This window comes from Pedobacter sp. UYP24, from assembly GCF_054057295.1.
Map to the genome: position 1 here is coordinate 1 of NZ_JBSRZD010000005.1, position 26,416 is coordinate 26,416.

Consider the following 26,416-nt stretch of genomic DNA (forward strand, 5'->3'; position numbering starts at 1 on the left):
TTATCGGCTAATCTTCTTGGCCCAGTGATTCCCGTTTTAGTTGGCCCGGTATCGCCGTAATGACTGGCCCAATGACTACCGTATTAGACAGCTTATCTCTGGAAACCTGCAATTGGCCATTAAAGTTGCCGCAATTTCACTTAACCGATATCAAGGATTAACCTTTAGCCTAAACATTTTATATAGATAAAGTGTTGAAAGAAAAAATTATGATATGCAATCATTTAAGATACAACTATTAGAAAGTAACCTGACTATTGAGCCTCAGGAAAACGGGACCTACCGTATTTTGGAAGGCGAAAAGAAAATTGGCGTAATTTATCCAGAACCTGCGGGAGATCAAGTAATTTGGAATACTCAGGATGAACTTGACTTTGATTTTATTCAACAGATTGGGGAACTAATCACTGAGCACAATATGTAGGATAAAACAGACTATTAAGAGGATTTTCGCAGTAATCTGAAAAATAGTATAGTAGTTACTCACCAGATTATACTTCATAAATAGGAAGATTTGGATTGGTATGTATTTTGTTTACCAAAATTATATATCCAAATATCTACTATGAACGCAAATCTTATATTCCAGAACCTAGAATTGTCCATTCATCAGGACGCATTGCAATCTTTTGCACTTAAATTTACAAATGATGAAGATGATGCAAAGGATCTTGTTCAAGATACGATGCTTAAAGCCATCCGCTATTCTGATCGTTATCAATCGGGCACCAATTTAAGAGCTTGGCTCTATACAATTTTAAGAAATACTTTTATAAACGATTATCGTAGAAATTCCCGTCGGGAACAGGTTGTTACAGTTACTGATGATATCAGTTCAGCACAGCTGAGCAAATCGGCGGCATGTAATTTAGGAGAAGGAAAATTTACGATGAATGACATTCAGTTTGCGCTTAAAAAATTGCAACCAGAGCTTTACACACCCTTCATTAAATATTTCGAGGGCTATAAATATCATGAAATTGCTGATGAACTGAACATTCCTATCGGAACAGTGAAAACCCGTATTCATGTTGCCAGACAACTGCTAAAAAAAACGCTTTCGATCTATCAGGCACATTGGGCTTAAAATCGGATACAGGCAATACCTTCCAGGAGATGACTCGGCTTTGTTGCGGGGGTATTTTTTTTATTATCCAGAAAGATACAAAAACGCTAAAAATTATTGATTTAATGAAATAGAACGAAGCAAGGTTCAACAAAAAAATATCTCGAAATAGTAAACAAAAATTATACTGGTGCGTTTTACACCAATAAAATTAAAAATTTACCACTCAATTAAGAAAAACATTATGGCAACTACAACATCATCTTCAACAAAAAGCACTAAATCAGCTAGTAAAACAGGTAAAATGGAAAACTCTGAATTCCATAAATTCTTCGTAGACGAATTGAAAGACATCTATTGGGCAGAGAAACACTTGTCAAAAGCATTGCCTAAATTGAAGAAAGCAGCCACTAGTCCTGAACTGGCGGCCGCATTTGAAAAACATACCGAGGAAACTAAAACACATATTGCTACTTTAGAACAGGTGTTTAGCTTACTTGGCGAGAAAGCGCAAGCTAAAAAGTGCGACGCCATGGAAGGTTTGCTAGCAGAGTCTGACAGCATCATCGAGGACACTGAATCCGGAACTCTTGTAAGAGATGCTGGACTCATCCTGGCTGCTCAAAAAGTTGAACACTATGAAATTGCTACTTATGGAACATTAGTAGTATTTGCCCAAAATATGGGGCACACTGACGTAGCAGATCTATTGCAGTCCACTCTAGATAACGAAAAAGCAACTGATGTTGCATTGACTAAGATTGCAGTAAGCGCAATCAACGAGCAGGCTGCTGCTGAGTAAGTTTTTATGAGCCCCGGGACCTTGAATATCCGGGGCTTTTTTTTTCCGGAATTCTACAAACTACAATTACCTCTGCAAATTTCTCCTTATTGTGAAGATTGAAAGATTAAATATTCAAAAACGTAGGAAAACGGTTAAGGTATCTAAACGCTCTTTTATGCTGAAACTCACTCAATATACTTTCTTGGCTTTTGTTTAGTTGCTTTATTTGCACAGCCAATTGCCAGTCTGGTCAACAAGGATCTTACTAAAGATTATCTTAATAAGATCCTAGTTATGTACGATACAAGTAATCATTAGTAAGGTAGTATGATTACGGGTTCTTAATCGCATATCCAGCAAACAGGAATAAATGACCTGCAGATTTTCTATCTTCCCAGTAGAGTTCTGGGATATGTATAATCGTTACAACAATATGGATAAAACTTGTATGATGTAACTGATCAGACAATTTCACAATGTAATGAGTCACTTACACTTGCTGAGTCTCCCGCAATAAATGAGATATATCCTTCAAAATTTTGATTCAGGATGTTTTCCGGTAACTCAATAAAATCGCTTCCTTCGCTACGAAGTGCGCTATTTAAAAAATAAATAGCTTTATGGGTTTCCGGAAAATAGATCATAACCATAGCTCTATCTCGTTTTAAACTCCAGGAGAGATCACTAGGAATATCCCATGTAAATTGAACTCCGTTGACAAGTTTCTGTATTTTGGGATTAAGAGCAGATTCAAGAGTTCCTGAACTAATTTTCACAAGGCTGTAGTCAATTCTCTGATTAGGATATTCTCCGATAATAGCGTTTTTTTTTATTTGAGACATTCCTTCATTATAGGCATTTTTGTCAGTACCCTCTACAGCAAATTTAAAACCCACCTTGATAAACGGAATTATCGGTTGAAGAAATTCATTAGCCAATTTGATTTTTTGTCTGTCGGCTAACTGTTTGACACTAGGCTGTTTATTTGTGCGTCCAATATTTCTGATTACATTTTTCCCATTAAGCATATAACTGACAGTTTTGCCAACTTTACCGAAGACTGTACCAGTCGAATCCATTTGCCCCATAAACAATATATTATATATCTAGCAAATATATGTTTAAAACATATATGAAACAATATTGAGACATCGTTGGTTCATGGTTACTACATCTACGGATGTATCAAGGATGTACCAACCATGTATCAAGGATGTACCAAGGATGTATCAACCTACTGAGAATATTAGATTAGTCCTTATTAGGTTATTTAAATGTCTTTCTGGAAATGGTCATAATCCGTTGCTTGGTGAATGCCGTTTATATATCCCCTTTTGTAGGAAGGCGCTTGGTCTTTCTGTAAATGATTTTAATAGCTAACCGGCAGAAATTTCATATAATCATTAAGCTTCATGTGGTCTTCTTTAGTAAAAGGAGCACAAGGTGATTTAATGGATTTAATACGAGATACCCTAAAATCGCGGTATTCATTTCGAAGTTGGCACCATGCAATAAGATGCCAGTTGAAGGCGTAGAATATGAGGCCTATGGGTTCAACCCTGCGGATACTATTTTCTGAACTGTGACTAGTATAGACAATATCTATACAATGCTGAGATGATATAGCTTCTTGCAAAGCTGATAAATGTTCAAACTCGTTTTTGAATGAATCATGAAGCTGAAACTTAATATTATCATTGAGTACTTCCAGCTTTTCCTTTTGCGAATTTTTAAGAACTGCCTTTACTTTATTCAGCGCCGTGGTATAATGTTTATGGATAGATCGGTCGGCAAAGCCTGACGCCAATCTTTCCATCATTAAAAGTGCATTCGCCTCTTCAGTATTAAACGACACGGGCGGAAGAAAATAACCGGAAACAATAAAGTATCCTTTTGGCTGCTCAAAACTGATGGGAATCCCTTGCTCGGTTAATGCCTTTATATCCCGGTAGACCGTTCTGATACTAATTTCATATTGTTCAGCAATTTTCTCTGCAGAAACATACTTTCTGGTTTGAAGGAGCACTAAAATACCAAAAAGGCGGTCGATACGATTCATGTCTTAGAATAAGGTTACTGCTCTGGGCGGGACTGGAATATTGATTTTTATTCCCTGACTCCTAGTAGTTTATGTTCCTTTAGCAACAAAGACGCCACGAATGACGCTTTTATTTGAATTTCTACCATTTCTTACATTTCAAAAATGTAGCCTTCATAACCGAATTCTAATAACTAGTATGAGCTACGTTTCTTAATATTAAAGATACCGTATTCTCTTTTGTTTTCAAAATCAAAAATGTAATTGTTAGAATGCTAATTTCGATAAGTTTGGTGTAATTAAGATGTTCGACGAATTAACATTAACTCGGATGTAATACAGATTCAAGGCTCTGGTAAGCCAGTTTATGCTTTTGAGGAGAAAACTTTTCCAAGTCTAATCCCGATAGGGTATAAAGCAATTATATTAATATATTATAATCCCGATGGGGTATAATTAATTAAATTTACTTATATTTGTACCCGAAAGGGTATAAATATGTTGTCAAATTATTTGAAGAAAAAAAGGAAATCGCTAAATCTTACACAGGAAGATCTGGCGTCAAAGGCAGGTGTTGGGCTTAGAGTTGTTCGTGAAATGGAACAAGGAAAACCAACGTTACGGATGGACAAAGTGAACCAGGTGTTGATGTTGTTTGGCGCAGAACTTGGAGTAATATTAAAAGTAAAAAACGATGAGTAGAAAAGGTTTGGTTTATTTTCAAGGTACTTTGGCTGGTGTGCTTGCGGAAACTGATGATGGTTACGAATTTACTTACCAAGCAGATTACTTGGAGCATAAGAATGCAAAGCCTGTGAGCTTAACGCTACCATTGTCAACCCAGAAATATGAAAGTAAAGTATTGTTTGCTTTTTTCGATGGCTTGATACCGGAAGGTTGGCTGCTGGATCTGGCAACAACACACTGGAAGGTCAAAAGCAATGACCGGTTTGAATTATTACTTCTAACATGCAGGGATGCGATCGGAGCTGTGACGGTTATTCCTGAAATAGATTAAGCTATGGCAAATTGTTGGTTTTGTTATCAGGATGCAGGTACGTCGTCTTATCATGAAAAATGTTCAAGGCGATTTTTTGGTACGGCTAAAGTACCTGAGCTGGAATTGAATAATGAACGCTTAAAAACGTTGGCCGAACAAACCATCAACGAGAGGATCGTTGTGACTGGAGTTCAGCCCAAACTTTCTGTGACCCTGGAAAAGACGAAGGAGCAGAACCGTCTGACTATAGTAGGGCTTTGGGGTGAATACATACTTAAACCGCAGCATCCTGATTTTCCGGAAATGCCGCAATCAGAAGATCTGACCATGCATTTGGCAAGCTTGTTTAAAATGCCAACTTGTGATCATGCTTTAATGGAAGCTTCAGATGGTAGTTTGGTTTATCTTGCCCGGAGGTTTGACCGGGTGAAGGGTCATAAAATTCATATGGAAGATTTCTGCCAGCTTTCTGAATTTTTAACAGAAAATAAATACAAGGGATCTTATGAAAAGATCGGTAAGCTTATCCTGAAATACTGCACGCAAACTGGTTTTGATGCGCTGACTTATTTTGAACTGGTGTTATTTTCTTTTTTGACAGGCAACAATGATATGCACCTGAAAAACTTCTCCGTGCTATATGGGGATGAAGGAGTATGTTTAAGCCCAGCCTATGACCTGATCAATGTGAATTTGGTTAATCCACAGGACGATGAAGAACTGGCCTTGACAATAAACGGCAAGAAGAAAAGAATTAGATTATCTGATTTTGATGTGTTGGCAAGAAGCATGAATATACCTGCAACCACCGTCCGGAACACGTATAATAAATTTTCTTCTGGTAACAAGGAAGTTGGGGAGATGATTACGGCATCTTTTCTAAGTCCCGAAAAAAAGGAATTATACCTCGAAATTTGGGACAAGAAGCAACGGTTGTTTAATTGACAAGACGCTCTTACATATTATAGGTTGTTTCTTCTGGTGAGGGGAAAAATAAAATCCTTATTCCTGCAGTCGCGAAGATAGCCCACGGAATGGATAGCCATGCAAATGTATTTATTTAAGAGCTAAATAGGTTGGTAAATACTAGTTTGTATTTTTTGAAGTAAATACCTTTTCTTTGTAAGTATGGTTTCATACATATCTGCATCGTACGTCTATACAAACGTTGGGTTGCCCATTAAAAACGGTATTCTTGGCATTGATGCAGAAGGGATTATAGCGGAGGTACTTACCCCAGAGGAAGCTGCCCATATAGGGCATAATCACATTAAATATTACAACGGACTGATTGTTCCGGGCTTTGTAAATACGCATTGCCATCTGGAACTTTCACACTTAAAAGGCGCCATTACAAAACATAAAGGCTTGCCGGCTTTTGTACAGGATGTAATGGATTTGCGGAATGCGGAAGAATACAAGGATGAGTATGTGCAGGATACCGCCATGCTGCGGGCAGACATTCAAATGTTTGATTCTGGGATAGTTGCAGTTGGAGATATCTCTAACAGCGCTGTTTCAAGAATGACAAAGCGAGGAAGCTTGATTCATTATCATACGTTTATTGAAGCCTTAGGATTTAATCCTGAAACCGCTGAATTGGCGGTTCAAAGGGCTGTGGCGCTGAAAGATGAATTTGCACCTTTGCCAGCATCTATTGTTCCCCATGCTCCATATTCTGTGTCGGAAGTGTTATTTGATAAATTGAAGAAAATAGCAGAGGCTGATAATAGTATCGTAACGATACACAACCAGGAGACGGCCGATGAAAATGCATTCTTTATGGATAAGGAAGGTGAGTTTTTGGAATTATATTTTATGCTGGCGCTGGATATAGAATTTTTTAAGCCTTCTGGCAAAACCTCCCTTCAAACCATTTTGCCTTTACTGTCCAATACGCAGCCAACCTTGCTGGTCCACAATACTTTTACTTCGGCCGAGGATGTTGCCTTTGCAAAAAAAGCACATACTAATTTATATTGGTGCCTTTGTCCGAATGCCAACTTGTACATTGAAAACCGGTTGCCGGATGTAGATATGCTAAGAGCTGCGAGACTTAAGATTACGTTGGGTACGGATAGCCTGGCCAGTAATGATAAGCTGAGCATTTTTGACGAAATGCTTATTTTGCAGGAGCGGTTTGATGTACCTGTTGACGAGTTGCTAAAGTGGGCCACCTTGAATGGCGCTGAGTTTTTAGGTTTGGGCGACCGTTATGGCAGTTTGGAAAAAGGGAAAAGGCCTGGTATTAACCTGCTGGGGTTTACAGAGTTGGATGGAAAGATTAAATTGGCTGAATTCTCCAGGCGTTTGTACTAACTTGTGTGACGAGTTTATTATACAAAAGAAAAGGCATGAGGAAATGAATTTCCACTAGTTTTGTTTTTTAGAAATACAGCATTGACAAAAAAATGAGTAAGATACATTTAGCGATAAGGATAACAGGAAAAGTACAGGCGGTTACTTTTAGGGAGACTACCAAATACGTCGCCGATCAGTCTGGTATTAGAGGTTTGATTAGAAATGAAAAAGACGGATCTGTTTATATTGAAGCAGAAGGGGAGCAGTGGGAGCTGGATTCTTTTATAGAATGGTGTAATGAGGGGCCAGACAGGGCGAAAGTGGAGCACTGTGAGGTAACTCCAGGGGAAGTAAAAGATTTTAAGGACTTCGTAATTCTTAAAAAATAAGGATGTCAGTATTTAAGAAATTTGCAGGAGATACCGCTATTTATGGGCTGAGTACCATGGTTTCCCGGATGATCGCATTTGCATTGACGCCGATTTATGCAAGGGCATTGCCTGTTGGCGGGAACGGTATTTTTACGGCGATGTATGGGTATGCTTCTCTCATCAATCCTATTCTGGCGTTCGGGATGGAAACTACTTTTTTTAGGTATTTGCAAAAAAGGTCTGACAATAAACAGCTGGTTTATAACAATGCTTTTGGAGTAGTTATCAGTACTTCTTTGGTTTTTTTATTGTTTTCGCTTCTTTTTCTGAATGGTATTATACACTTTTTGCAGGCGGGTGATTTGAAAGATCAGGCTGATTATGCTTTTTATGTGAAATGCTTTTTGGGGATACTGGTTGCTGATGCATTTTGTGTGATTCCTTTTGCTAAGATCAGGGCAGATAGCAGACCTGTAAGGTTTGGGACAATTAAATGCCTGAACATTTTTACGGTAGTGTTTTTTAATGTTTTCTTTTTGTTCATCGTACCTGTTTTTATAGAGCAGCATTTGCCCGGGGGAGCATGGATGGCGGGCTGGTACAGGCCGAAATGGGTAGGCTATGTTTTTTTGTCTAACGTAATAGCCAGTGTTTCCACCATTCTTTTTTTACTTCCCGAAATTACGAAAATGAAGTTGAAGTTTGATTTGACTATGTTTAGGGAAATGTTTGTGTATAGCTGGCCGGTGTTGATAGCCAATATTTCTTTTATCATTAATGAATCACTGGATAAGGCAATGCTGAAGCATCTGCTGCCTGATTCGATTAGCGATCAGGAGGTGGGTATTTATGGTATGTGCGCTAAAATAGCGCTGTTCCTGAGTATTTTTGTACAGGCTTTCCGTCTTGGTGCTGAGCCTTTCTTTTTTAGTCATTCGAAGAATAAAAATGCGGGGGAGACTTATGCCCGAATTATGAATTATTTTGTGATCGCAGTTTCTTTAATTGGGGTTGCGCTGATTGCCAATATCAACCTCCTGGCTACTGTAATTGTAGGTAGCGAGACGCATATCAAAAATCATCATCTTGTTTATAATTTGTACTGGTCGGGTTTGGGAGTAGTGCCGCCATTAATATTTGGGTATCTGAGTTTGGGTATTTATATGAACTTGTCGGTATGGTATAAATTATCTGACCAAACCAAGTATGGTTTATATATTTCTGCAATTGGGGCTTTGTTTACAATTGTATTGAATTGGTTGTTGATTCCGAAATATAGTTATATGGCTTCTGCATGGATCTCTTTTGGTGCTTATGCGGGCATGATGGTGCTCTCGTATTTGTGGGGACAAAAGAACTATCCAATTCCTTATAGTGTTAAGAAAAACGTAGGTTATATCCTTGCATCAGGGATCATCGTCTTTTTGTCTTTCCATGTTTTTAAGCGCAATGTTTTTGTTGGCAACGGACTTTTAATGTTGTTTGTTTTTGCAGCATATTTTATGGAACGAAAGGAGCTAATCGCAATTTTAAAAAAGAATTAATATTTAAAAAAATGAATATAAAAATCATAAACAACTCTACCCACCCACTTCCGCAATACGAAACTGCTCATGCAGCTGGAATGGATATGCGAGCTTTTGTAGAAAGCGCGATCACGATTAAACCTTTACAGCGTGTTTTAGTTCCAACTGGTTTACACATAGAATTGCCTGTTGGATACGAAGCACAGATCCGTCCGCGTAGCGGATTAGCTTATAAACATGGAATTAGCATCGTTAACTCCCCAGGTACTATAGATGCAGATTATAGGGGCGAGATTAAAGTGCTTCTTGTTAATCTTTCGGATACCGACTTTATAGTAAATGACGGCGATAGGATTGCGCAGATGGTAATTGCAAAACATGAAACCGTTAGCTGGACTACAGTTGAGGAATTGAGTGACACCGCGCGCGGTGAAGGGGGATACGGGCATACCGGTAAATAGGTGAATAATGAAGGCTAAATGGTTTTTGCTTCTTGGATTATCATATAGCGATCCGCTGTGGGCGCAGGTGCCTAGAGTTACGGCTATTGATACCACAATGGTAAAAGGTTTGTTTTTTGCAGGGCTTCAGGATAAATTGAGCGAAAATTACAGCAAGGCCGCCGAGAGCTTTAGTAGAATTCTTACCATCGATCCGAATAATGCTGCTGTTTATTTTGAGTTGGCAACAGTTAATTACCGACAAAATAAAATGCCAGAGGCAGAAATAGCCATTAAGAGAGCTACAGAAATAGATGCCGGTAATATATGGTATTGGAAATTTCTGGTGGAGATGTTCAAACGTAAGGGCGATATGAATGCGCTTGTGAGCACTTTTAATCAGCTGATCAGTTTGGATCCAAATAATGATTCTTACTATTTCGACAGGTCAAACGCCTTCTTGCTGGCAGGTAAAGTTGAGGAAGCTACCAAAAGTTATAACGAGCTGGAGGCAAAATTTGGACCATCAACAGAGCTGACTAAGGCGCGGCAGAGAATTGGAAATAAAAAGGCTGGAGATAGTAAAGGACCAGCTGAGGGCAATGATCTGGAAGCGTTAATCAAGGCTAAACAGGAAGATCCGGATAATTTTGAGCTTGACCTCGCGATAGCGGATGCCTATAAAGCAGAAAAGAAAAATGCTGAAGCCACGGTTGCGCTGCAATCTGCATTTGCCAACCCTAGCATGCCCGTTGACCAGAAGGTTAAGATCATTATGGTATTGTTTACTGGCACAAAAAATCAGCAGCGAATGAATGATGCGAAAGAGCTTGCGAATATTGCTGTGAAAACGCATCCGAATGATGCGGCTGTGAGAGGTGTATACGCAGAGGTGTTATATCAGCAGGGTGAATTGCAGAAAGCACTAACAGAGTTTCAATCTGTATTAAAAATTACCGATCAGCTTTATAAGGCCTGGGAGCAAGTATTGAACATACAGATTAAGCTTGGTTTGTTTAAAGAGGCGATGAAGACTGGAGATGACGCGCTGGCCATTTATCCAAACCAAGGTATTTTATACTATTATTTGGCTATGGCCATGAATGGTAATGGCCAATATGCAGATGCGCTGACACAAATTAAATCTGCTTTGCAATTAGATACAGAAAATGCCGTTTATATGGAGTTGTACAAGACGTTAAATAAGAAGGTTAATGAGAAGAGAGATATTAAATAAATTGCTGCTTGTACTGTTAATGCTTACTGTAATCGCATGTAAACCGAAGAAACATTTGGTTAAATCCAGTGTTACGCCCGTGCCTCTGGCCACTAATAAAAAAGCAGAAAACCTGATACAACTCAAAAGTAAAGATATTAGTTTTAATACGCTGGCCATCAAATCTAAAACTGTACTTGATTTTGCAGGAAGCAAAAATGGTGTAACGATGAATATCAGGATGGAGCGGGATAAACGCATTTGGGTAAGTATTACTGCTGTTATCGGCATTGAAGTGGCCAGGGCATTAATTACGCCGGACAGCATTAAGGTTAGGAATAACCTGCAAAGTACTTATCTTAAAAAACCTTTCAATTATGCCTATCGCTATACCAGCAGAAATGTAAACTTCAAAATGCTACAGGCAATTTTTGCAGGTAATACAATTCCGGACTTCATGACTGAGCTTTCTGATATCGATCGGCAAAATGCCGCATGGGTTATAAAGGGTGAGGATGGAACTTTAGCTTTTACGGTGCTTTTTAATAACTTATTGAAAGTGCAGGAAAATAATTTAAATGACCTTAGTTCTGGTCAGGCGCTTAAAGTTGCCTATGGGGCTTATCAGCAGGTTAATGATGGATTATTTCCTTCCACTATTAGCATCAATTCTATGGCGGGCACTAAAAAAGTAAATATTGAGATGGATTACCAAAAGGTTGATAGGAATGTGCAACTGGACTTTCCTTTTAGTGTTCCTAAAAACTATGAACTTGTAAACTGATTTTTATACTTTTGAACAGATGAGACCACACAAATTATTGCTATTTCTGTTTCTTTTATTTTCTGTATCTGCCGCGGTAGCACAAAACAGTACCGAACTGAAAAGGAAGAAAGAAGCCCTGCAACGTGAAATTGACCTGCTGCAAAAGAATGCAAATCTAGCAGCGAGCAATAAAAAGCTAACTTTAAGCCAGATTAATGCACTAAATACTAAAATAAGGCTGATGCAAAGTAAAATTGGTGTCATCAACTCTGAGATGAAGAATCTGGATACTCAAATCCATGAAAACACCAATACCGTACATACATTAAAGGACCAGTTGGAGCAATTGAGAAAAGAGTATGCAAGTATGATCAGGTTTGCACAACGCAATAAGAATGCTTATGATAAGATGATGTTCATTTTTGCGGCTAGTGATTTTAATCAGGCCTATAAGCGAATTAAATACCTGCAGCAGTTTGGTCAGTATAGAAAGAAGCAGGCAGGTTATATCAATGGAAAAGAAAAGGACCTTAGCTACAAGATTGTGGTGCTTGACAAGAATTTAAAAGAAAAAAGTAGCTTGTTGCATGAACAAGAGAGTGAGCGAAGTAAGTTGGGTAAAAGTAAGAACGAACAAGCGAAGGTACTTAACAAATTTAGCAGGGAAGAAAAACAATATAAACAGGATATTGCATCAAGAAGGAAACTGCAGATTGCGATAGACCGCAGTATCCGTGCGGCAATTAACAGGGAAATTGAGGCCGCTAGAAAAGAAGAAGAAGAGAAAGAGCGATTGGCAGCTGCGAGAGCTAAAGCAGACAATCTGCCTGCCCCTGCAGCATCTAAAGTAAAAACAAGCGGTGCATATCTTACTGCTACACCAGAATCTGCAAAGCTTTCTGCTGCTTTTGAAAGTAATAGGGGTGCGTTACCATGGCCTGTTTCGGTAGGTTCGATTACTGAAGGATTTGGAAGACACATGGAAGGTCAGGCTTCATATACTAATGATGGTGTAAATATTGAGACCGCTGAGAATGCTGCGGTAAGGGCGGTATTTAATGGACAAGTTAGGGCGGTAGATATTCAACTTGGTAAATATTATGTATTGATTAAGCATGGGGAGTATTTTACTGTTTATCAAAACCTTAAATCTGTGAGTGTAGCAAAGGGAGATAATGTGACTACAAAGCAGTCCATAGGTGTTGTAGCCAATTCAGAAGGCACCCCGCAATTGCAGTTTCAGATAAGAAGGGGTGCTGCTGCTCAAAATCCTGAAGCGTGGATTGCGAAATAAAAGTTATTATTAAATAGTTATATTTGTAAACTTAAAATAGATAAGCGATGTATAGTGCGACGTTAGTTGAATTTCTGAACATGGGTGGTGGAGAGATCATGTTGATCCTTGCAGTGGTGTTGTTGTTGTTTGGTGGTAAAAAATTGCCTGAGCTTGCCAGGGGATTGGGGAAAGGGATAAGGGATTTTAAAGATGCATCTGAAGGTGTAAAGAGGGAAATCCATCGGAATATAAATTCCGTAGGTATTGCAGACGAAATTGATTCGGTAAATAACGAGAACCATACCGGCAGCAGGTATCATCCGGAGGAAACGGTTGCCAGTAATTTAACTACTGCAAACGAAGGTATTAATCTGGAAAAAAACACAGCTGTTGCTGAACCTATAAACAATAGAATAGAAACTGATAAAACTAACCTTTAACTAAAATATCATGTTAAACACAACAATATTAGCCGCTTTAGGTGGCATGGAGATTGCCGTTATCCTGGTTATCGTTCTTTTACTGTTTGGAGGAAAGAAAATTCCTGAACTGATGAAAGGATTAGGGAAAGGCATTAAAGAATTTAAAGACGGAAAAGATGGTTTGGACGAGGATGAGCCAATAGACCGCAATCGTTCCAATACCAACAAGCCTTTATAGGTCTTATCTTTTAATTTAATTGTATTCCTGAAGTTTGAAGAAGTATAACTCTCTTAAAGAGATAAAAGCGCTTATAGATAAAAAGGTACTTACGCTACCGCAGTTATTAGAATATTATTTCCAGCAAATAGAAGATTATAAACACCTCAATGCATTCAATGAGGTGTTTTTTCTTTCTGCTTCTGCTCAGGCTAAACGCGTTCAGGAAAAAATAGAAAATGGCACCGCCGGTAGACTGGCAGGTATGGTAATTGGTCTTAAGGACAATATTTGTTACAAAGACCATGAAGTAACGGCATCTTCAAAAATGCTGGAGGGATTTGTTTCGCCGTATTCGGCCACAGTTACTGAAAGGTTGTTACAGGAAGATGCCGTTATAATTGGCAGGTTAAATTGTGATGAATTTGCAATGGGAGGTTCTAATGAAACCTCTTTTTATGGTCCGGTAAAAAATGCTGCCGATCCTAGTAAGGTGGCAGGTGGTTCCTCGGGTGGCTCTGCAGTCGCGGTTCAGGCCGACATGTGTCTTTCTGCGCTTGGAACAGATACCGGTGGTTCTGTTAGGCAACCAGCCGCATTTTGCGGATGCATCGGTTTCAAGCCTACCTATGGAAGGATATCGCGTTATGGGGTTATTGCATACGCATCTTCATTTGATCAGGTGGGGACTATTACCTCTTCCGTTAGCGACGCGGCTTTACTACTTGAAATTCTTGCTGGAGCAGATGAATATGACAGTACCGTTTCTCAATTGGAAGTACCTGCCTATTCTTCCAATTTGATTTCTGGTGGCAAGCGTAAAATTGCAGTGCTGAAGGAAACGCTGGAAAGTGAAGCGCTTGATTCAGAGGTTAGGGTATCAATATTGGAAGCGCTTGAGTTATTTAAAGAGCAAGGCCATACTGTAGAATATGTTTCTTTTGATTTGCTGGATTATCTTGTGCCGGCTTATTATGTGCTAACCACTGCCGAGGCTTCTTCTAATCTATCGCGTTATGATGGCGTACATTATGGTCATCGTAATATGGAAGCTGCAAGTTTAAATGAACTTTACAAGAAATCTCGTGCGGAAGGATTTGGTGAAGAAGTTAAGAAAAGAATCTTACTGGGTACTTTTGTATTAAGTGCGGGCTATTATGATGCTTATTATCAAAAAGCCCAGCAAGTGAGACGGTTAATTAGGGAGAAAATAGAGGCATTGCTTGCAGAATATGATGTAATTATAACTCCTGTAGCACCAACACCCGCATTTAATATTGGCGATAATATGACTGATCCGCTGGTGATGTATCTGGCAGATATATTTACGGTGCTGGCTTCTCTTACAGGAATACCTGCAGTGGCAATACCGCTGGGCAATAACACGGACCGTTTGCCGTTAAGTATTCAATTGATGGCCAAACACTTTGCGGAGGAAGAATTACTTTCACTTTCTCATGCTTTTTTAAAAGAAGACTAAAAAGATTGAACAGTGCCTATGAAAATACAAGTACACTTTTTATCGTATTGCATTTTGGCTTTAACCGCATTTCCGGCAGCTGCACAAAATCTTCCAATTCCTTTAAATGATACTACAGCGGTTCCGGTTTTGCCGGAGAACCCGTTGTTTATGAATTATAATTTCGATTACAAAAACAGGCTCGATTCTATACAAAAGACTGTTCCACTTGCCTACAATGAACAGGTCCAAAAATACATAGATGTTTATAGTGGTAGAAAGGAGATGATGGGGAAAATGCTTGGTCTCTCTGAATATTATTTTCCAATCTTTGAGAAAGCGTTAGAGAGTTATCATATTCCAAACGAAATTAAATACTTACCCATTATAGAATCATCAATGAACCCGCATGCAGTTTCCAGGGTTGGTGCTACCGGGCTGTGGCAATTTATGTATGCAACTGCAAAAGGTTATGGGTTAAACATAGATAATTACGTTGATGAACGTAAAGACCCCATACAAGCTAGTTACGCCGCTGCCGCTTATTTTAGGGAGGCATACGATCAATTGGGCGACTGGGTTTTAGCTATCGCTGCATATAATTGCGGCATGGGTGCGGTTAAACGGGCTATGGAAAAGGCAAATTCAAGTGACTTTTGGGCCATCAGACGTTTCCTGCCAACTGAGACGAGGAATTATGTGCCAGCATTTATAGCGGCAGTTTATGTGATGAGTTGTCCGAATAAACATCAAATCCAAACGCAACGCTCCGCTTATTTGAAAAATACGGACACCATACAGGTTAATCGTTTTATTTCGCTTTCTACACTTGCCAAAGCAATGAATATGGAGGAGGATGATCTGTTTAGTCTCAATCCATCTTATCGAAAAAAAATTGTAAACGGATCGGAAGCGAGCCCAAAGCGTATTATTTTACCAAAGGTGAGTTTGTCAGATTTTGCTGTACTTTATGATTTGCTTAATAAAGATGATGAACCCGAAATGAAAGTTCTGCTTGCTGCTAACGTAGTTCATAGCGTATCAAGAAATGTTAGTGCGAAAGTTAAAAGCTTGTTTTTTTACCATAAGGTGTCTTCTGGTCAGAGTCTTGGGGCTATTGCTAATAAGTATCATATAGAGGTACAGGATCTGAAAGTTTGGAATAGACTAAAAGGCTCCGGTATCGTTCCTGGACAAAAGCTAAAAATTTATAGTGCTCAGGAAGAGAAGAGTGGCTCAAGGCCATTTGGAGGCTAAAATACTCCTTCTTTTTTGTTTAAATCCCTCTTTATTCGATATCTATCTTATAGTTAAGAAGCCTATTTTTATTTTAAGGCTATATAAAAGAATTGTAACTTTGACCTTTTACAATTATCCATTTTTATGAGTAAAATCAATAGAAAACAAGACGCCTTAGATTACCATTCTCAGGGGCGTCCCGGAAAAATCCAGGTAATACCAACTAAGCCTACAAATTCGCAAAGAGATCTCGCTCTTGCTTATTCTCCAGGTGTAGCTGAACCTTGTTTGAAAATAGCTGAAAATAAAGAAGAAGTTTATAAATATACCGCCAAGGGTAACTTGGTAGCTGTTATTAGTAATGGCACCGCAGTATTGGGGCTTGGAGATATTGGTCCGGAGGCAGGCAAGCCTGTTATGGAAGGTAAGGGGCTTTTGTTTAAGATTTTTGCAGATATTGATGTATTTGACTTAGAGCTTGATACAAAAAATGTAGACGACTTTGTAAAGATAGTTAAGGCCCTGGAACCAACATTTGGAGGAATAAATCTTGAAGACATTAAAGCACCTGAATGCTTCGAGATTGAACGCAGACTAAAAGCGGAAATGAACATTCCAGTGATGCATGACGACCAACATGGTACCGCTATCATTTCTGCTGCGGCATTGCTAAATGCCTGTGAGCTGCAGAAGAAAAAAATGGATAAGATTAAAATTGTAGTAAATGGAGCCGGTGCGGCAGCTATTTCATGTACAAGATTATACGTTTCATTAGGGGCTAAAAAGGAAAATATAGTCATGTGTGATCGCTCTGGTGTGATTAGAGATACACGTGAAAATTTGGAGCCAATTAAGGCGGAATTCGCAACTTCCAGAAAGCTGGATACATTAGAAGAGGCCATGAAGGACTCTGACGTATTCATTGGTCTTTCTTCGGCGAATTGCGTGAGTCAGGATATGTTAAAATCAATGGGTAAAAACCCTATTGTTTTTGCAATGGCTAATCCTGATCCTGAAATTGCCTACGAGCTTGCCATTACCGCGCGTAAAGATTTGATTATGGCAACCGGACGTTCTGACTACCCTAACCAAGTGAATAATGTGTTGGGATTTCCTTACATATTTAGAGGAGCTTTAGATGTAAGGGCCACTGGAATTAATGAAGAAATGAAAATAGCTGCAGTTAAGGCTATCGCAGAACTTGCTAAAGAATCTGTGCCCGAAGCTGTAAATATGGCATATAACGAGAATAACATCAAGTTTGGTAAACAGTATATTATTCCAAAGCCAATGGATATCAGGCTTTTGACTAACGTATCTACAGCTGTTGCCAAAGCTGCAATTGAATCTGGGGTTGCGAGGAAGGTAATTGCCGATTGGGATGCTTATATAGAAGAGCTAAAGCGTAGACTTGGCGGAGATGACGCGATTATGCGCGCTATTACGAACAAGGCTAAATCTGATCCTAAACGTGTTGTGTTTGCTGAAGCCGACAATTATAAAATATTAAAAGCTGCACAAATTGTTAAGGATGAAAATATAGCAGTACCGATATTGCTTGGAAATAGGGTTGCAATAGAAAAGATTATTGAAGATAATGCGCTTGAGCTTTCAGGTGTGTTGATTATGGATCCATTCGAAGAAAAGGAACGTGCAAAGAAATATGCAGCGTTTTTATATCAAAAGAGACAGAGAAGAGGTATTACCATGATTGAGGCGACAAAGATGCTTCGTGATCGAAATTATTTTGGTGCTGCGATGGTTGAATTTGGTGAGGCAGATGCCATGATTTCCGGTTTAACGAAAAACTACGCAACTACAATTAAGCCTGCATTACAGGTGATAGGCACTGAAGAAGGAGTAAATCGTGTTGCAGGAATGTACATGATGATGACAAAAAAAGGGCCTGTCTTTTTTGGGGATACTACAGTGAATGTGGATCCGACAGCAGAAGAACTGGTAGACCTAACTTTGCTGTTGGAACGGGCGGTAAGTAAGTTTAGTATTACGCCCAGAATTGCGCTTCTATCTTACTCCAACTTCGGTTCCAATGAAGGTGTTAGTCCGGAAAAAGTAAGGAAGGCGGTTAAGATACTTCATGAGAAGCACCCTCATATCGTAGTAGATGGAGAAATGCAAGGTAATTTTGCCATAAATAATGAATTGCTTAAAGACAATTTTCCTTTTAGCCGGTTAGTTGGTGCAGCAGCCAATACCTTAATATTTCCGAATCTGGAATCAGGAAATATTGCGTACAAATTATTGCAGGAACTTGGCGAAGCTGAAGCTGTAGGGCCAATATTACTTGGATTAAAAAAACCAGTGCACATTGTGCAATTGGGAAGTTCAGTAAGAGAGATCGTGAATATGGTAACTATCGCTGTTCTTGATGTGCAGGGTAAAGAAGCAGAGGCCAAAATTAAAAAGAATGGTTCATTAAAAGGAGTTTCAAAAAAATAGCATATGTACGAGTATATTGACGGCAGATTAACTTTTAAATGTCCCGCTTATATTGTAGTTGAGGTTGGAGGTATTGGATATCATCTCAATATTTCATTAAATACCTATAGCCTTTTAGGGGATGCCGAGCGTTGCAAGATCTATACCTGGCTTCACATAAAGGAAGATGCGCACACCTTATATGGCTTTGCCGATGAGGGAGAAAGAAGGTTGTTTCTTCATTTAATATCCGTTTCTGGGATTGGCCCTAACACAGGTAGAATGATGTTATCTTCGATTACTCCAAATGAAATTCAGACTGCTATTGTAAATGGGGATCTGACTTTGATACAACGCATAAAAGGTATTGGGGTAAAATCAGCACAAAGACTAGTGCTTGAGTTACAGGATAAATTAAAGAAAGAAGGATCAGGATCTTTAATTGCCGCTCCGCTTAGCAATACGGTGCGAGAGGAGGCTTTATCTGCTTTAATGATGTTGGGTTTTGCTAAACCTGCATCTGAGAAGGTATTGGACAATGCAGTGAAAAACGGCGGTTTAGATTTGTCTGTAGAACAGATGATTAAATTTGCCTTAAAGAACTTATAACCTATTGCAATTGAGAAGACTTTTAACGCTTATTTTCTTTTTAATAGTGTATTTAAGTGGGTTGAATGCCTTTTCGCAGGTATACCCAACTAAGGGCCATACAGACACGTTAAAGAATAATTTTAGCGTAAAAGAAAAGGTACGTTTGGGAATTAGACCCGTTTCTGATGCTTTTAATCCCCTTCCAGGTAATTTGCGCAGAGTGGTGGAGTATGATGCTGTAAACAAGCAGTATGTGATTAAGCAAATGCTTGGTGATAAGCAAATGGCAGTGCCTCAATATCTGACCGTTAATGAATACCAAAGATTAATAAGCAGCGAGATAAAGCGAGAAAATTGGCGAGCATTTTCCAGCCAGGAAGTGGAAGAAGTACGTAAAACGGGGATCATACCGAGCTTAAAAGTAAACAGCAAAGCATTTGAACGTATTTTTGGAGGAACAATAATAGATGTTCAGCCCAGAGGTGAAGCGGAGCTGACATTTTTAGGCCGCATCAATAAAAATGAGAATCCACTTTTTAACGAACGACAAAGGGTTCAGGGAAATTTTGATTTTAATCAGCGGATACAGATGGATGTTATTGGAAACATCGGTACCAAGTTGAAGATCAACATGAACTATAATACAGAGGCTCAGTTTGATTTTGAGAATCAAGTTAAACTGGATTATACAGGAGGAGAAGACGATATCATCAAGAAAATAGAGGCTGGAAATGTTAATTTGCCTTTAAATACGACACTAATTACTGGAACTCAGGCGTTGTTTGGGATTAAAACGCAATTGCAATTTGGTAAGCTGAACATCAATACAGTTTTTACGCAGCAGAAGTCGCAATCACGTGAAATACAAATTAGCAATGGGGCTCAGCAAAATGAGTTTAAGATAAGCGGAGATAATTATGAGGCCAATAAGCATTACTTTTTGGCACAATACTTTAGGAACAACTACAATAAAGCACTCGCAAATCCACCGACCATTACATCTGGTATAATTGTTACTAAAATTGAAGTTTGGATTACCAATAAGGCTGGAAATACGCAGGATTCAAGGGATGTACTGGGTTTTATAGATTTAGGAGAAAATAATCCTTACAATTCGGTTCAGTTAAGTGGCGCGGGTTTTTCGGCACTTCCATCTGGATTTAATAATCCGCTTTTTCCAAAGGCATCAAACAACTTATTGGAAAAATTACCGGCAGGAGCCAGGCAAACCAACTCAAATGATATCATCTCGTTTTTTCAAGCCAATGGAGGAACGGATAATTTTGCCAAGCTTACGTACGCGCGTAAATTGGCCGACAGAGAGTTTACCTTTCATCCAAAGTTGGGATATATTTCCTTGAATAATGCCTTAAATACGGACGAAGTATTGGCAGTTTCGTATCGATATACCTATAATGGGGTAGAGTATCAGGTTGGTGAATTCTCTACTGACCTACCCTTTGACCAAGCCTCGCCTAAAGTGCTATTTGCCAAATTGTTGAAGAATGAGACGACTAAAACTAATTTGCCAACATGGGACTTGATGATGAAAAACATCTACAGCATTGGTGGTTTTCAGATCAGTGCACAAAATTTTAAATTAGATATTTTTAGAACCGATGAGGCTACTGGAATAGATAGACCTGTGATTAGTGAAGGAGAAAAACTAGATCAGTTTAATAAACCTTTGAAAAATAAATTGTGGCTTCAAGTGGTTGGTCTGGATAAATTGAACCAACAGAATGAGCTTAAGCCTGATGGTATTTTTGACTTTGAAACGGATAACGAGCCTTTTAGCTCAACTGGTAATATTCCTGGAGGTACCTCATTCGGCAACGCGGGTGCCCAAACCAACACCAGCAACAATATGGCTGTTTTAGTAACCAATACCAAAAATGGATATATCACCATTGATCCACTTAACGGAAGGATTATTTTTCCGCAACTGGAACCGTTTGGTAAGGACCTTGCTTCGCAATTTTTGCCATCTGAACAGGCTTTTATAGACAAGTATACTTACACCGCACTATATGACTCAACCAAAGTTATAGCCCAGCAGCTTTTTACAAGACAAAACAGATATGTTATAAAAGGAAATTACCAGTCGGAAATTTCATCGGAGTTTAGTCTCAATGCCATCAATGTACCAGAAGGATCAGTAAAAGTATTTTTAGGAACCATTCCCCTACAGGAGGGAGTTGATTTTACTGTAGATTATCAGGGAGGAAGAGTAAAGATTCTTAATACAGGATTGCTGATATCTGGACAACCCATTAGGATATCAACCGAGAACAATGAACTTTTTGGATTGCAACAGCGGTCTTTGTTTGGTACTCGGCTGGACTATAAGGTTAATAACAAATTAAATTTAGGGGGTACATTCATGAGTTTATCTGAAAAGCCCATTACTCCGAAAGTTAATTTAGGTGAAGAACCCATATTCAATACCATTTGGGGTATGGATTTGAACTACAGTTCGGCATCAAGATTTTTAACCAAATTGGTAGATAAATTACCGTTTTTATCTACAAAAGCGCCCTCCAACATTACCTTTTCTGGTGAATTTGCTCAGCTTGTACCCGGTCATCCAAAGGCCCTTGATGTGGGTGGGTCGACAGGTGGAGTGAGTTTTTTGGACGATTTTGAGGCATCACGGTCGATAATAGATTTGAAAAGTGCCATCGCATGGCAATTATCTGGTACCCCGCAGATGTTTTCAGAATCGCAGTTGATTGATAATCTCGCTTATGGTTACAATAGGGCTCAGATTGCATTTTATAATATTGATCCAACCTTTTATAACAAAACAGCAAGTAGCCTGCCGGCCAGTTTAAGAGGAAACAGAACGGAATTGTCAAATCACTATGTGCGTGAAATTATAGAGCAGGAAGTATTTCCATTTAAAGAAACCGCCATTGGGCAAGCAGTTTCATTGCCTACTTTAGATCTTGCATTTTATCCAATGGTTAGGGGTCCGTATAATTATACACCAACTGGATTCAATGCCAATGGCTCGCTTACAGGTCCAAAATCTAGATGGGGTGGGTTGTTTAGACGCTTGGAGACAAACGATTTTGAAGCACTTAATATAGAGTTTATTGAATTGTGGGTAATGGATCCGAACATTTATAAGCCTAATTCTGCAGGTGGTGATCTATACTTCAATCTTGGAAATATATCTGAAGATATTTTAAAAGACGGGAGAAAATCATTAGAAAATGGCTTACCTGCTAATGGAGATCAAAGTAAGTACGACGAAACAAATTGGGGTAGGGTACCGAAACTACAGCCTGTTGTTCAGGCCTTTGATAATGATCCAGGATCAAGAAGACTTCAGGATGTGGGACTGGATGGACTGGCCAGTGCTGATGAGAAAAAGAAGTTTGCCGCATTAATTACACAGATAAAGGCGCAGTTAAACCCAGATGCTGCTGCGGCGCTTGATAACGATCCATCATCCGATGATTATTCTTATTACAGGAGTGGAGCGCTTGATCAGTCAAATGCAGGTATCTTAAAAAGATATCAACGTTATAATGGTACTGAAGGGAACTCTAAAACACCTCAGCAGTCTCAGGAAGATTTTGGTGTAGATAATTCTGCGAGTACTTCACTTCCGGATGGAGAGGACGTAAACAGGGATAACAACATGACCCAGAGTGATGAATATTATCAATATAAAGTTTCTATGCGTCCCGGAGATTTGCAGGTAGGACAAAATTTTGTTACGGATAGAATCACCTCTCAAGTAAAGCTTGCCAATGGCACTACACAACCAGTTACCTGGTACCAGATCAGAATACCGATAGCACAATACCAGCAAAAAATAGGGAATATTCAAGATTTTAAATCTATCCGTTTTATTAGGATGTTTATGACCAATTTTGCAGATACATCAGTTTTGAGGTTTGGTAAGATACAATTGGTTAGGGGAGAGTGGAGACAATATAACGTTAACAATGATCCTGCACAGGTTATCGTAGATCATTCTTTATTACCAGTTGGTGCTGACAATTCAACCATCGAAGTTGCCACAGTAAATATTGAAGAGAATGGAAGACGCACACCAATACCTTATGTAGTGCCGCCAGGTATTGAGAGAGAAAGGGATTTTAGTAATTATCGTGGTAATACCAAACAGAATGAACAGTCGCTCTCCGTCAATATTAGAAACCTAAGAGATGGTTACGGTCGCGCTGCCTTTAAAACAGCTATTAACGATTTCAGGTCGTATAAACGTTTGGAGATGTATGTACACTTGGAGGCCCTTGGAAATACACAGTTGAACGATAATGATTTGAATGCTTTTTTAAGAATTGGTGCAGACAATCAAGACAATTATTATGAGTATTCATTGCCACTTAAAGTTACCATGCCCGGCACTAGTGATCCTTACGCCATTTGGCCGGACCAGAATAAAATAGATATCAAGTTGGAAATGTTCCAGAATGCAAAGTTAGCCAGGAACAAAGCATTGCTGAACGGACAGCCCTGGCCAGTAAATGTTCCTTTTAATTATGTGGAGAATGGCTATTCGATCACCATTAAGGGCCAGCCGGATATGAGTAAGATCAGGGTATACATGTTAGGACTTAAAAATCCTTTGAGGAATGGGTCCAATCCTATAAAAGACGATGGGCAGGATAAAAGTGCCCAGGTTTGGTTTAACGAGCTTAGGTTAACGGAGTTTGATGAGCGTGGTGGATGGGCAGCGACTGCCAGGATGAATGCGCAATTGGCTGACTTTGCTGATGTCAATGTTTCTGCAAGTAAAAGTACGATTGGATTCGGTTCCTTAGAGAAAAGGGTTAGTGAAAGAAATCGAGCCGATAATGTTTTCTTTGATGCCTCATCGAGTATGGAACTGGGCAAATTCTTGCCGAAGAAATCTGGGATACGTGTACCGATGTTTGTGAGTTATTCCAGTCAGGTAAGCACGCCACAATATGATCCAAGAACTCCAGACATAGAACTGAAAAATGCACTGAATGTTGCCACAAAAGCGGAGAAAAAAGAAATACTAAACTATGCCCAAGACTTTACTACGAGGAATAGTATAAGCTTCACTAATGTGAGAAAGGAGCGTACCAATTTGGAGAAAGCCCCAAATGTTTGGGATATTGAAAACTTAAATGCGAGTTATGCTTACACCAAATTTTCACATCGTGATTTTATTAACCAGAACAATATACAACAGACCTACAGGGCATCTTTAGCTTACAATTATGCTAGCCAGTCTAAAATATATACCCCATTTGATAAGTTGATTAAATCTAACAAGTTGGCATTGTTAAAGGAATTTAATTTTAGCTTGTTGCCAAGCGCTATCAATTTTAGGATAGACCTTGACCGTTATTATTCAGAAAATAGCTTACGTAATAATGATCCCAATAATTATATTCCCATAAACACTACTTATAATAAGAATTTCCTGGTGACCAGGGTTTACGGTATAACCTGGAACTTGAGTCGTGCAATGACCCTTGATTTTGATGCCACAAATTATTCCATTATTGATGAGCCGGAGGGCAGAATTGAGGGAATTAAGCGTGATACGCTTTGGCAGAATTTGAAAAGGTTGGGTAGAAACACAGACTATACACATAACTTGAACCTGACTTACAATTTACCTATCAATAAAATACCTGGTTTGGAGTGGGTAACTGTTACAACAAGGTATGGAACCAATTTTAATTGGCAAACTGAACCGCTTTCTACTTTGAGGGATCCAAACATTAATCTTGGTAATACGATACAGAACTCAAGGGTAATTCAGGTTAATCCCAGTCTGAATCTAACTGGGCTTTATAATAAATTTGGGTTTGTTAGAAAAGCAAATTCTATAGGAGAAAAACAATCTGGGACAGGGTTCTTTGTTGGGATTTTAACTGGCGTTAAGAATATTGCGGGTGCTTACACAGAAACCAAAGGTATATTCTTGCCAGGCTATTTACCTAAAACGAATTATCTTGGTTTGGATAACATTAATGGCGCACCTGGCTTAGGGTTTGTTCTGGGAAGCCAAAGAGATATCAGGAGCCTGGCTTTAAATAGTGGTTGGATTACGAGTGATACACTACAATCTCAGCTATACATAAATACATTTAGGGAAGACTTAAGTCTTACTAGTTTAATTGAACCGATTCGCGATCTTAGTATTACCCTTACGGCTAATAAGAACAGGACTTTAAATTATTCGAGTAATTTCCGTTATGATAGTAATCTTCGGGATTTCAGAAATCTTAGTCCTTTTACTACTGGAGATTATAGCGTGTCATTCATTACACTTGGTACAGCGTTTACTGAAAAATCTGGAAGTACGGTTTCCCAACTATACACAAATTTTATGAATAACCGCCAGGTAATTTCAAGACGATTGGGGGGGGGCAATCCTAATTCTTCAGGCACATCCGGAGGTTTTGCAGATGGCTATGATAAGAATGCACAAGATGTATTGGTGTCGGCATTTTTAGCGGCATATACTGGGAAAGATGCATCTTCTGCTAGTTTGAGTACCTTCCCAAAAATACCGTTGCCAAACTGGAGATTAAATTACCGTGGCTTAACACGCATCCCATACTTGGCTGATAAATTTACCTCGATAGACATTAAGCACTCTTATCGATCTGTCTATAGTGTAAATGGTTTTAATTCGCTGATCAGGTATCAAGAAACAGATGGGGCATCTAGTACCAGAGATGCAAGTAATAATTTCCTTCCAAATTATCAGTATAGTCAGATTACTATTGCAGAGCAGTTTTCTCCATTGATTGGAATAGACACCAGACTAAAAAATAATCTTACTGCAAACTTTGAGTTGGGAAAATCCAGACTTCTGGGGCTAAGTCTCTCTAACAGTCAGCTTGCACAACTATCAGAAAATAATATGGTTTTTGGAATTGGTTACCGTACTACAAAATTTCGATTCCCTTTTGGTTTGTTTAGCCAGGTAAAGATGGATAACAATATGGATTTTAAACTTGACGTAGCATTGCGAGATAATAAGACCGTAATATACCGTGCAGACATTGCCGAGGCTGAAGTTTCATCTGGAGCAAAGAACATTACCATGCGCCCAAGTGTAGATTATATTCTTAATCAGCGCTTCAATATTAGACTTTTTTACGACTCTAATATTACTAAACCTTATACCTCTCAAACATTTAATACCTCTTTTAGTAATTTTGGATTTAGTTTGAGGATTACACTGAATTAGGATTGTGATAAATAGACAGAATAATTACCTTTGAAACGCAGGTAACTTA

Annotated in this window: 22 protein-coding genes; 20 read left to right on the plus strand and 2 right to left on the minus strand. The window is 38.9% G+C overall.

Annotation, left to right across the window (positions count from 1 at the left end):
* The first annotated feature begins 214 nt into the window (after window positions 1-214).
* The 3 genes from ACVWYN_RS11025 to ACVWYN_RS11035 all read left to right on the plus strand — a co-directional run bounded on the left by ACVWYN_RS11025 (window position 215) and on the right by ACVWYN_RS11035 (window position 1,868).
* Window positions 215-424, plus strand: coding sequence for a hypothetical protein (locus ACVWYN_RS11025; protein ID WP_457288916.1), 210 nt, complete (start codon window positions 215-217; stop codon window positions 422-424).
* A 141-nt stretch (window positions 425-565) separates the two neighbouring features.
* Window positions 566-1,087, plus strand: a complete 522-nt coding sequence (locus ACVWYN_RS11030; protein ID WP_457288917.1) for a sigma-70 family RNA polymerase sigma factor — start codon at window positions 566-568, stop codon at window positions 1,085-1,087.
* 223 nt (window positions 1,088-1,310) lie between these two features.
* Window positions 1,311-1,868: a YciE/YciF ferroxidase family protein gene (locus ACVWYN_RS11035; RefSeq protein ID WP_457288918.1), complete on the plus strand. Its 558-nt coding sequence runs from the start codon at window positions 1,311-1,313 to the stop codon at window positions 1,866-1,868.
* Window positions 1,869-2,311: 443 nt separating this feature from the next.
* Here ACVWYN_RS11035 and ACVWYN_RS11040 read toward each other — a convergent pair whose 3' ends face one another.
* Together ACVWYN_RS11040 and ACVWYN_RS11045 are read right to left on the minus strand one after the other, a co-directional pair.
* Entirely contained in the window at window positions 2,312-2,938 is a 627-nt protein-coding gene (locus ACVWYN_RS11040) for a DUF6266 family protein (RefSeq protein ID WP_457288919.1), read from the minus strand.
* Window positions 2,939-3,219: 281 nt separating this feature from the next.
* Entirely contained in the window at window positions 3,220-3,909 is a 690-nt protein-coding gene (locus tag ACVWYN_RS11045) for a helix-turn-helix transcriptional regulator (protein WP_457288920.1), read from the minus strand.
* Between the two features lie 477 nt (window positions 3,910-4,386).
* On the opposite strand from ACVWYN_RS11045, the gene ACVWYN_RS11050 reads away from it, so the two are divergent.
* From ACVWYN_RS11050 to sov, 17 genes are all read left to right on the plus strand, one after another.
* Complete coding sequence (locus tag ACVWYN_RS11050) at window positions 4,387-4,590, plus strand: helix-turn-helix transcriptional regulator (RefSeq protein ID WP_457288921.1); 204 nt, start codon at window positions 4,387-4,389, stop codon at window positions 4,588-4,590.
* Entirely contained in the window at window positions 4,583-4,906 is a 324-nt protein-coding gene (locus ACVWYN_RS11055; RefSeq protein WP_457288922.1) for a HipA N-terminal domain-containing protein, read from the plus strand. Before ACVWYN_RS11050 ends, ACVWYN_RS11055 begins: the two co-directional genes overlap by 8 nt.
* A gap of 3 nt (window positions 4,907-4,909) precedes the next feature.
* Window positions 4,910-5,833, plus strand: coding sequence for a HipA domain-containing protein (locus ACVWYN_RS11060; protein WP_457288923.1), 924 nt, complete (start codon window positions 4,910-4,912; stop codon window positions 5,831-5,833).
* A gap of 183 nt (window positions 5,834-6,016) precedes the next feature.
* Complete coding sequence (locus ACVWYN_RS11065; protein ID WP_457288924.1) at window positions 6,017-7,207, plus strand: amidohydrolase family protein; 1,191 nt, start codon at window positions 6,017-6,019, stop codon at window positions 7,205-7,207.
* Between the two features lie 92 nt (window positions 7,208-7,299).
* Complete coding sequence (locus tag ACVWYN_RS11070; protein ID WP_457288925.1) at window positions 7,300-7,578, plus strand: acylphosphatase; 279 nt, start codon at window positions 7,300-7,302, stop codon at window positions 7,576-7,578.
* A gap of 2 nt (window positions 7,579-7,580) precedes the next feature.
* Window positions 7,581-9,104 (plus strand): MATE family efflux transporter, encoded by a 1,524-nt coding sequence (locus ACVWYN_RS11075; protein ID WP_457288926.1) that lies wholly within the window; start codon window positions 7,581-7,583, stop codon window positions 9,102-9,104.
* Window positions 9,105-9,115: 11 nt separating this feature from the next.
* Window positions 9,116-9,547: a dUTP diphosphatase gene (dut, locus tag ACVWYN_RS11080; RefSeq protein WP_457288927.1), complete on the plus strand. Its 432-nt coding sequence runs from the start codon at window positions 9,116-9,118 to the stop codon at window positions 9,545-9,547.
* A gap of 7 nt (window positions 9,548-9,554) precedes the next feature.
* Window positions 9,555-10,763 (plus strand): tetratricopeptide repeat protein, encoded by a 1,209-nt coding sequence (locus ACVWYN_RS11085; protein WP_457288928.1) that lies wholly within the window; start codon window positions 9,555-9,557, stop codon window positions 10,761-10,763.
* The gene (locus tag ACVWYN_RS11090; RefSeq protein WP_457288929.1) at window positions 10,741-11,526 is read left to right on the plus strand and encodes a DUF4292 domain-containing protein; all 786 of its coding nucleotides are present in this window, start codon (window positions 10,741-10,743) and stop codon (window positions 11,524-11,526) included. Before ACVWYN_RS11085 ends, ACVWYN_RS11090 begins: the two co-directional genes overlap by 23 nt.
* A gap of 19 nt (window positions 11,527-11,545) precedes the next feature.
* On the plus strand, window positions 11,546-12,802 hold the full coding sequence (locus tag ACVWYN_RS11095) for a murein hydrolase activator EnvC family protein (RefSeq protein WP_457288930.1): 1,257 nt from the start codon (window positions 11,546-11,548) through the stop codon (window positions 12,800-12,802).
* 47 nt (window positions 12,803-12,849) lie between these two features.
* A complete protein-coding gene (locus ACVWYN_RS11100; protein WP_457288931.1) occupies window positions 12,850-13,224 on the plus strand; it encodes a Sec-independent protein translocase subunit TatA/TatB in 375 nt (124 codons plus the stop codon).
* A 10-nt stretch (window positions 13,225-13,234) separates the two neighbouring features.
* Window positions 13,235-13,444, plus strand: a complete 210-nt coding sequence (locus tag ACVWYN_RS11105) for a Sec-independent protein translocase subunit TatA/TatB (RefSeq protein WP_457288932.1) — start codon at window positions 13,235-13,237, stop codon at window positions 13,442-13,444.
* Window positions 13,445-13,478: 34 nt separating this feature from the next.
* The gene (gene gatA, locus ACVWYN_RS11110; protein WP_457288933.1) at window positions 13,479-14,903 is read left to right on the plus strand and encodes an Asp-tRNA(Asn)/Glu-tRNA(Gln) amidotransferase subunit GatA; all 1,425 of its coding nucleotides are present in this window, start codon (window positions 13,479-13,481) and stop codon (window positions 14,901-14,903) included.
* A gap of 18 nt (window positions 14,904-14,921) precedes the next feature.
* Window positions 14,922-16,139, plus strand: coding sequence for a transglycosylase SLT domain-containing protein (locus ACVWYN_RS11115; protein WP_457288934.1), 1,218 nt, complete (start codon window positions 14,922-14,924; stop codon window positions 16,137-16,139).
* A 126-nt stretch (window positions 16,140-16,265) separates the two neighbouring features.
* The gene (locus ACVWYN_RS11120) at window positions 16,266-18,581 is read left to right on the plus strand and encodes an NADP-dependent malic enzyme (protein ID WP_457288935.1); all 2,316 of its coding nucleotides are present in this window, start codon (window positions 16,266-16,268) and stop codon (window positions 18,579-18,581) included.
* Between the two features lie 3 nt (window positions 18,582-18,584).
* Window positions 18,585-19,169 (plus strand): Holliday junction branch migration protein RuvA, encoded by a 585-nt coding sequence (gene ruvA, locus ACVWYN_RS11125; RefSeq protein WP_457288936.1) that lies wholly within the window; start codon window positions 18,585-18,587, stop codon window positions 19,167-19,169.
* A 10-nt stretch (window positions 19,170-19,179) separates the two neighbouring features.
* Window positions 19,180-26,367 carry a T9SS outer membrane translocon Sov/SprA gene (gene sov / locus ACVWYN_RS11130; RefSeq protein ID WP_457288937.1) on the plus strand — a complete coding sequence of 2,396 codons (7,188 nt, stop codon included), beginning with the start codon at window positions 19,180-19,182 and terminating at the stop codon, window positions 26,365-26,367.
* Window positions 26,368-26,416: the final 49 nt, after the last annotated feature.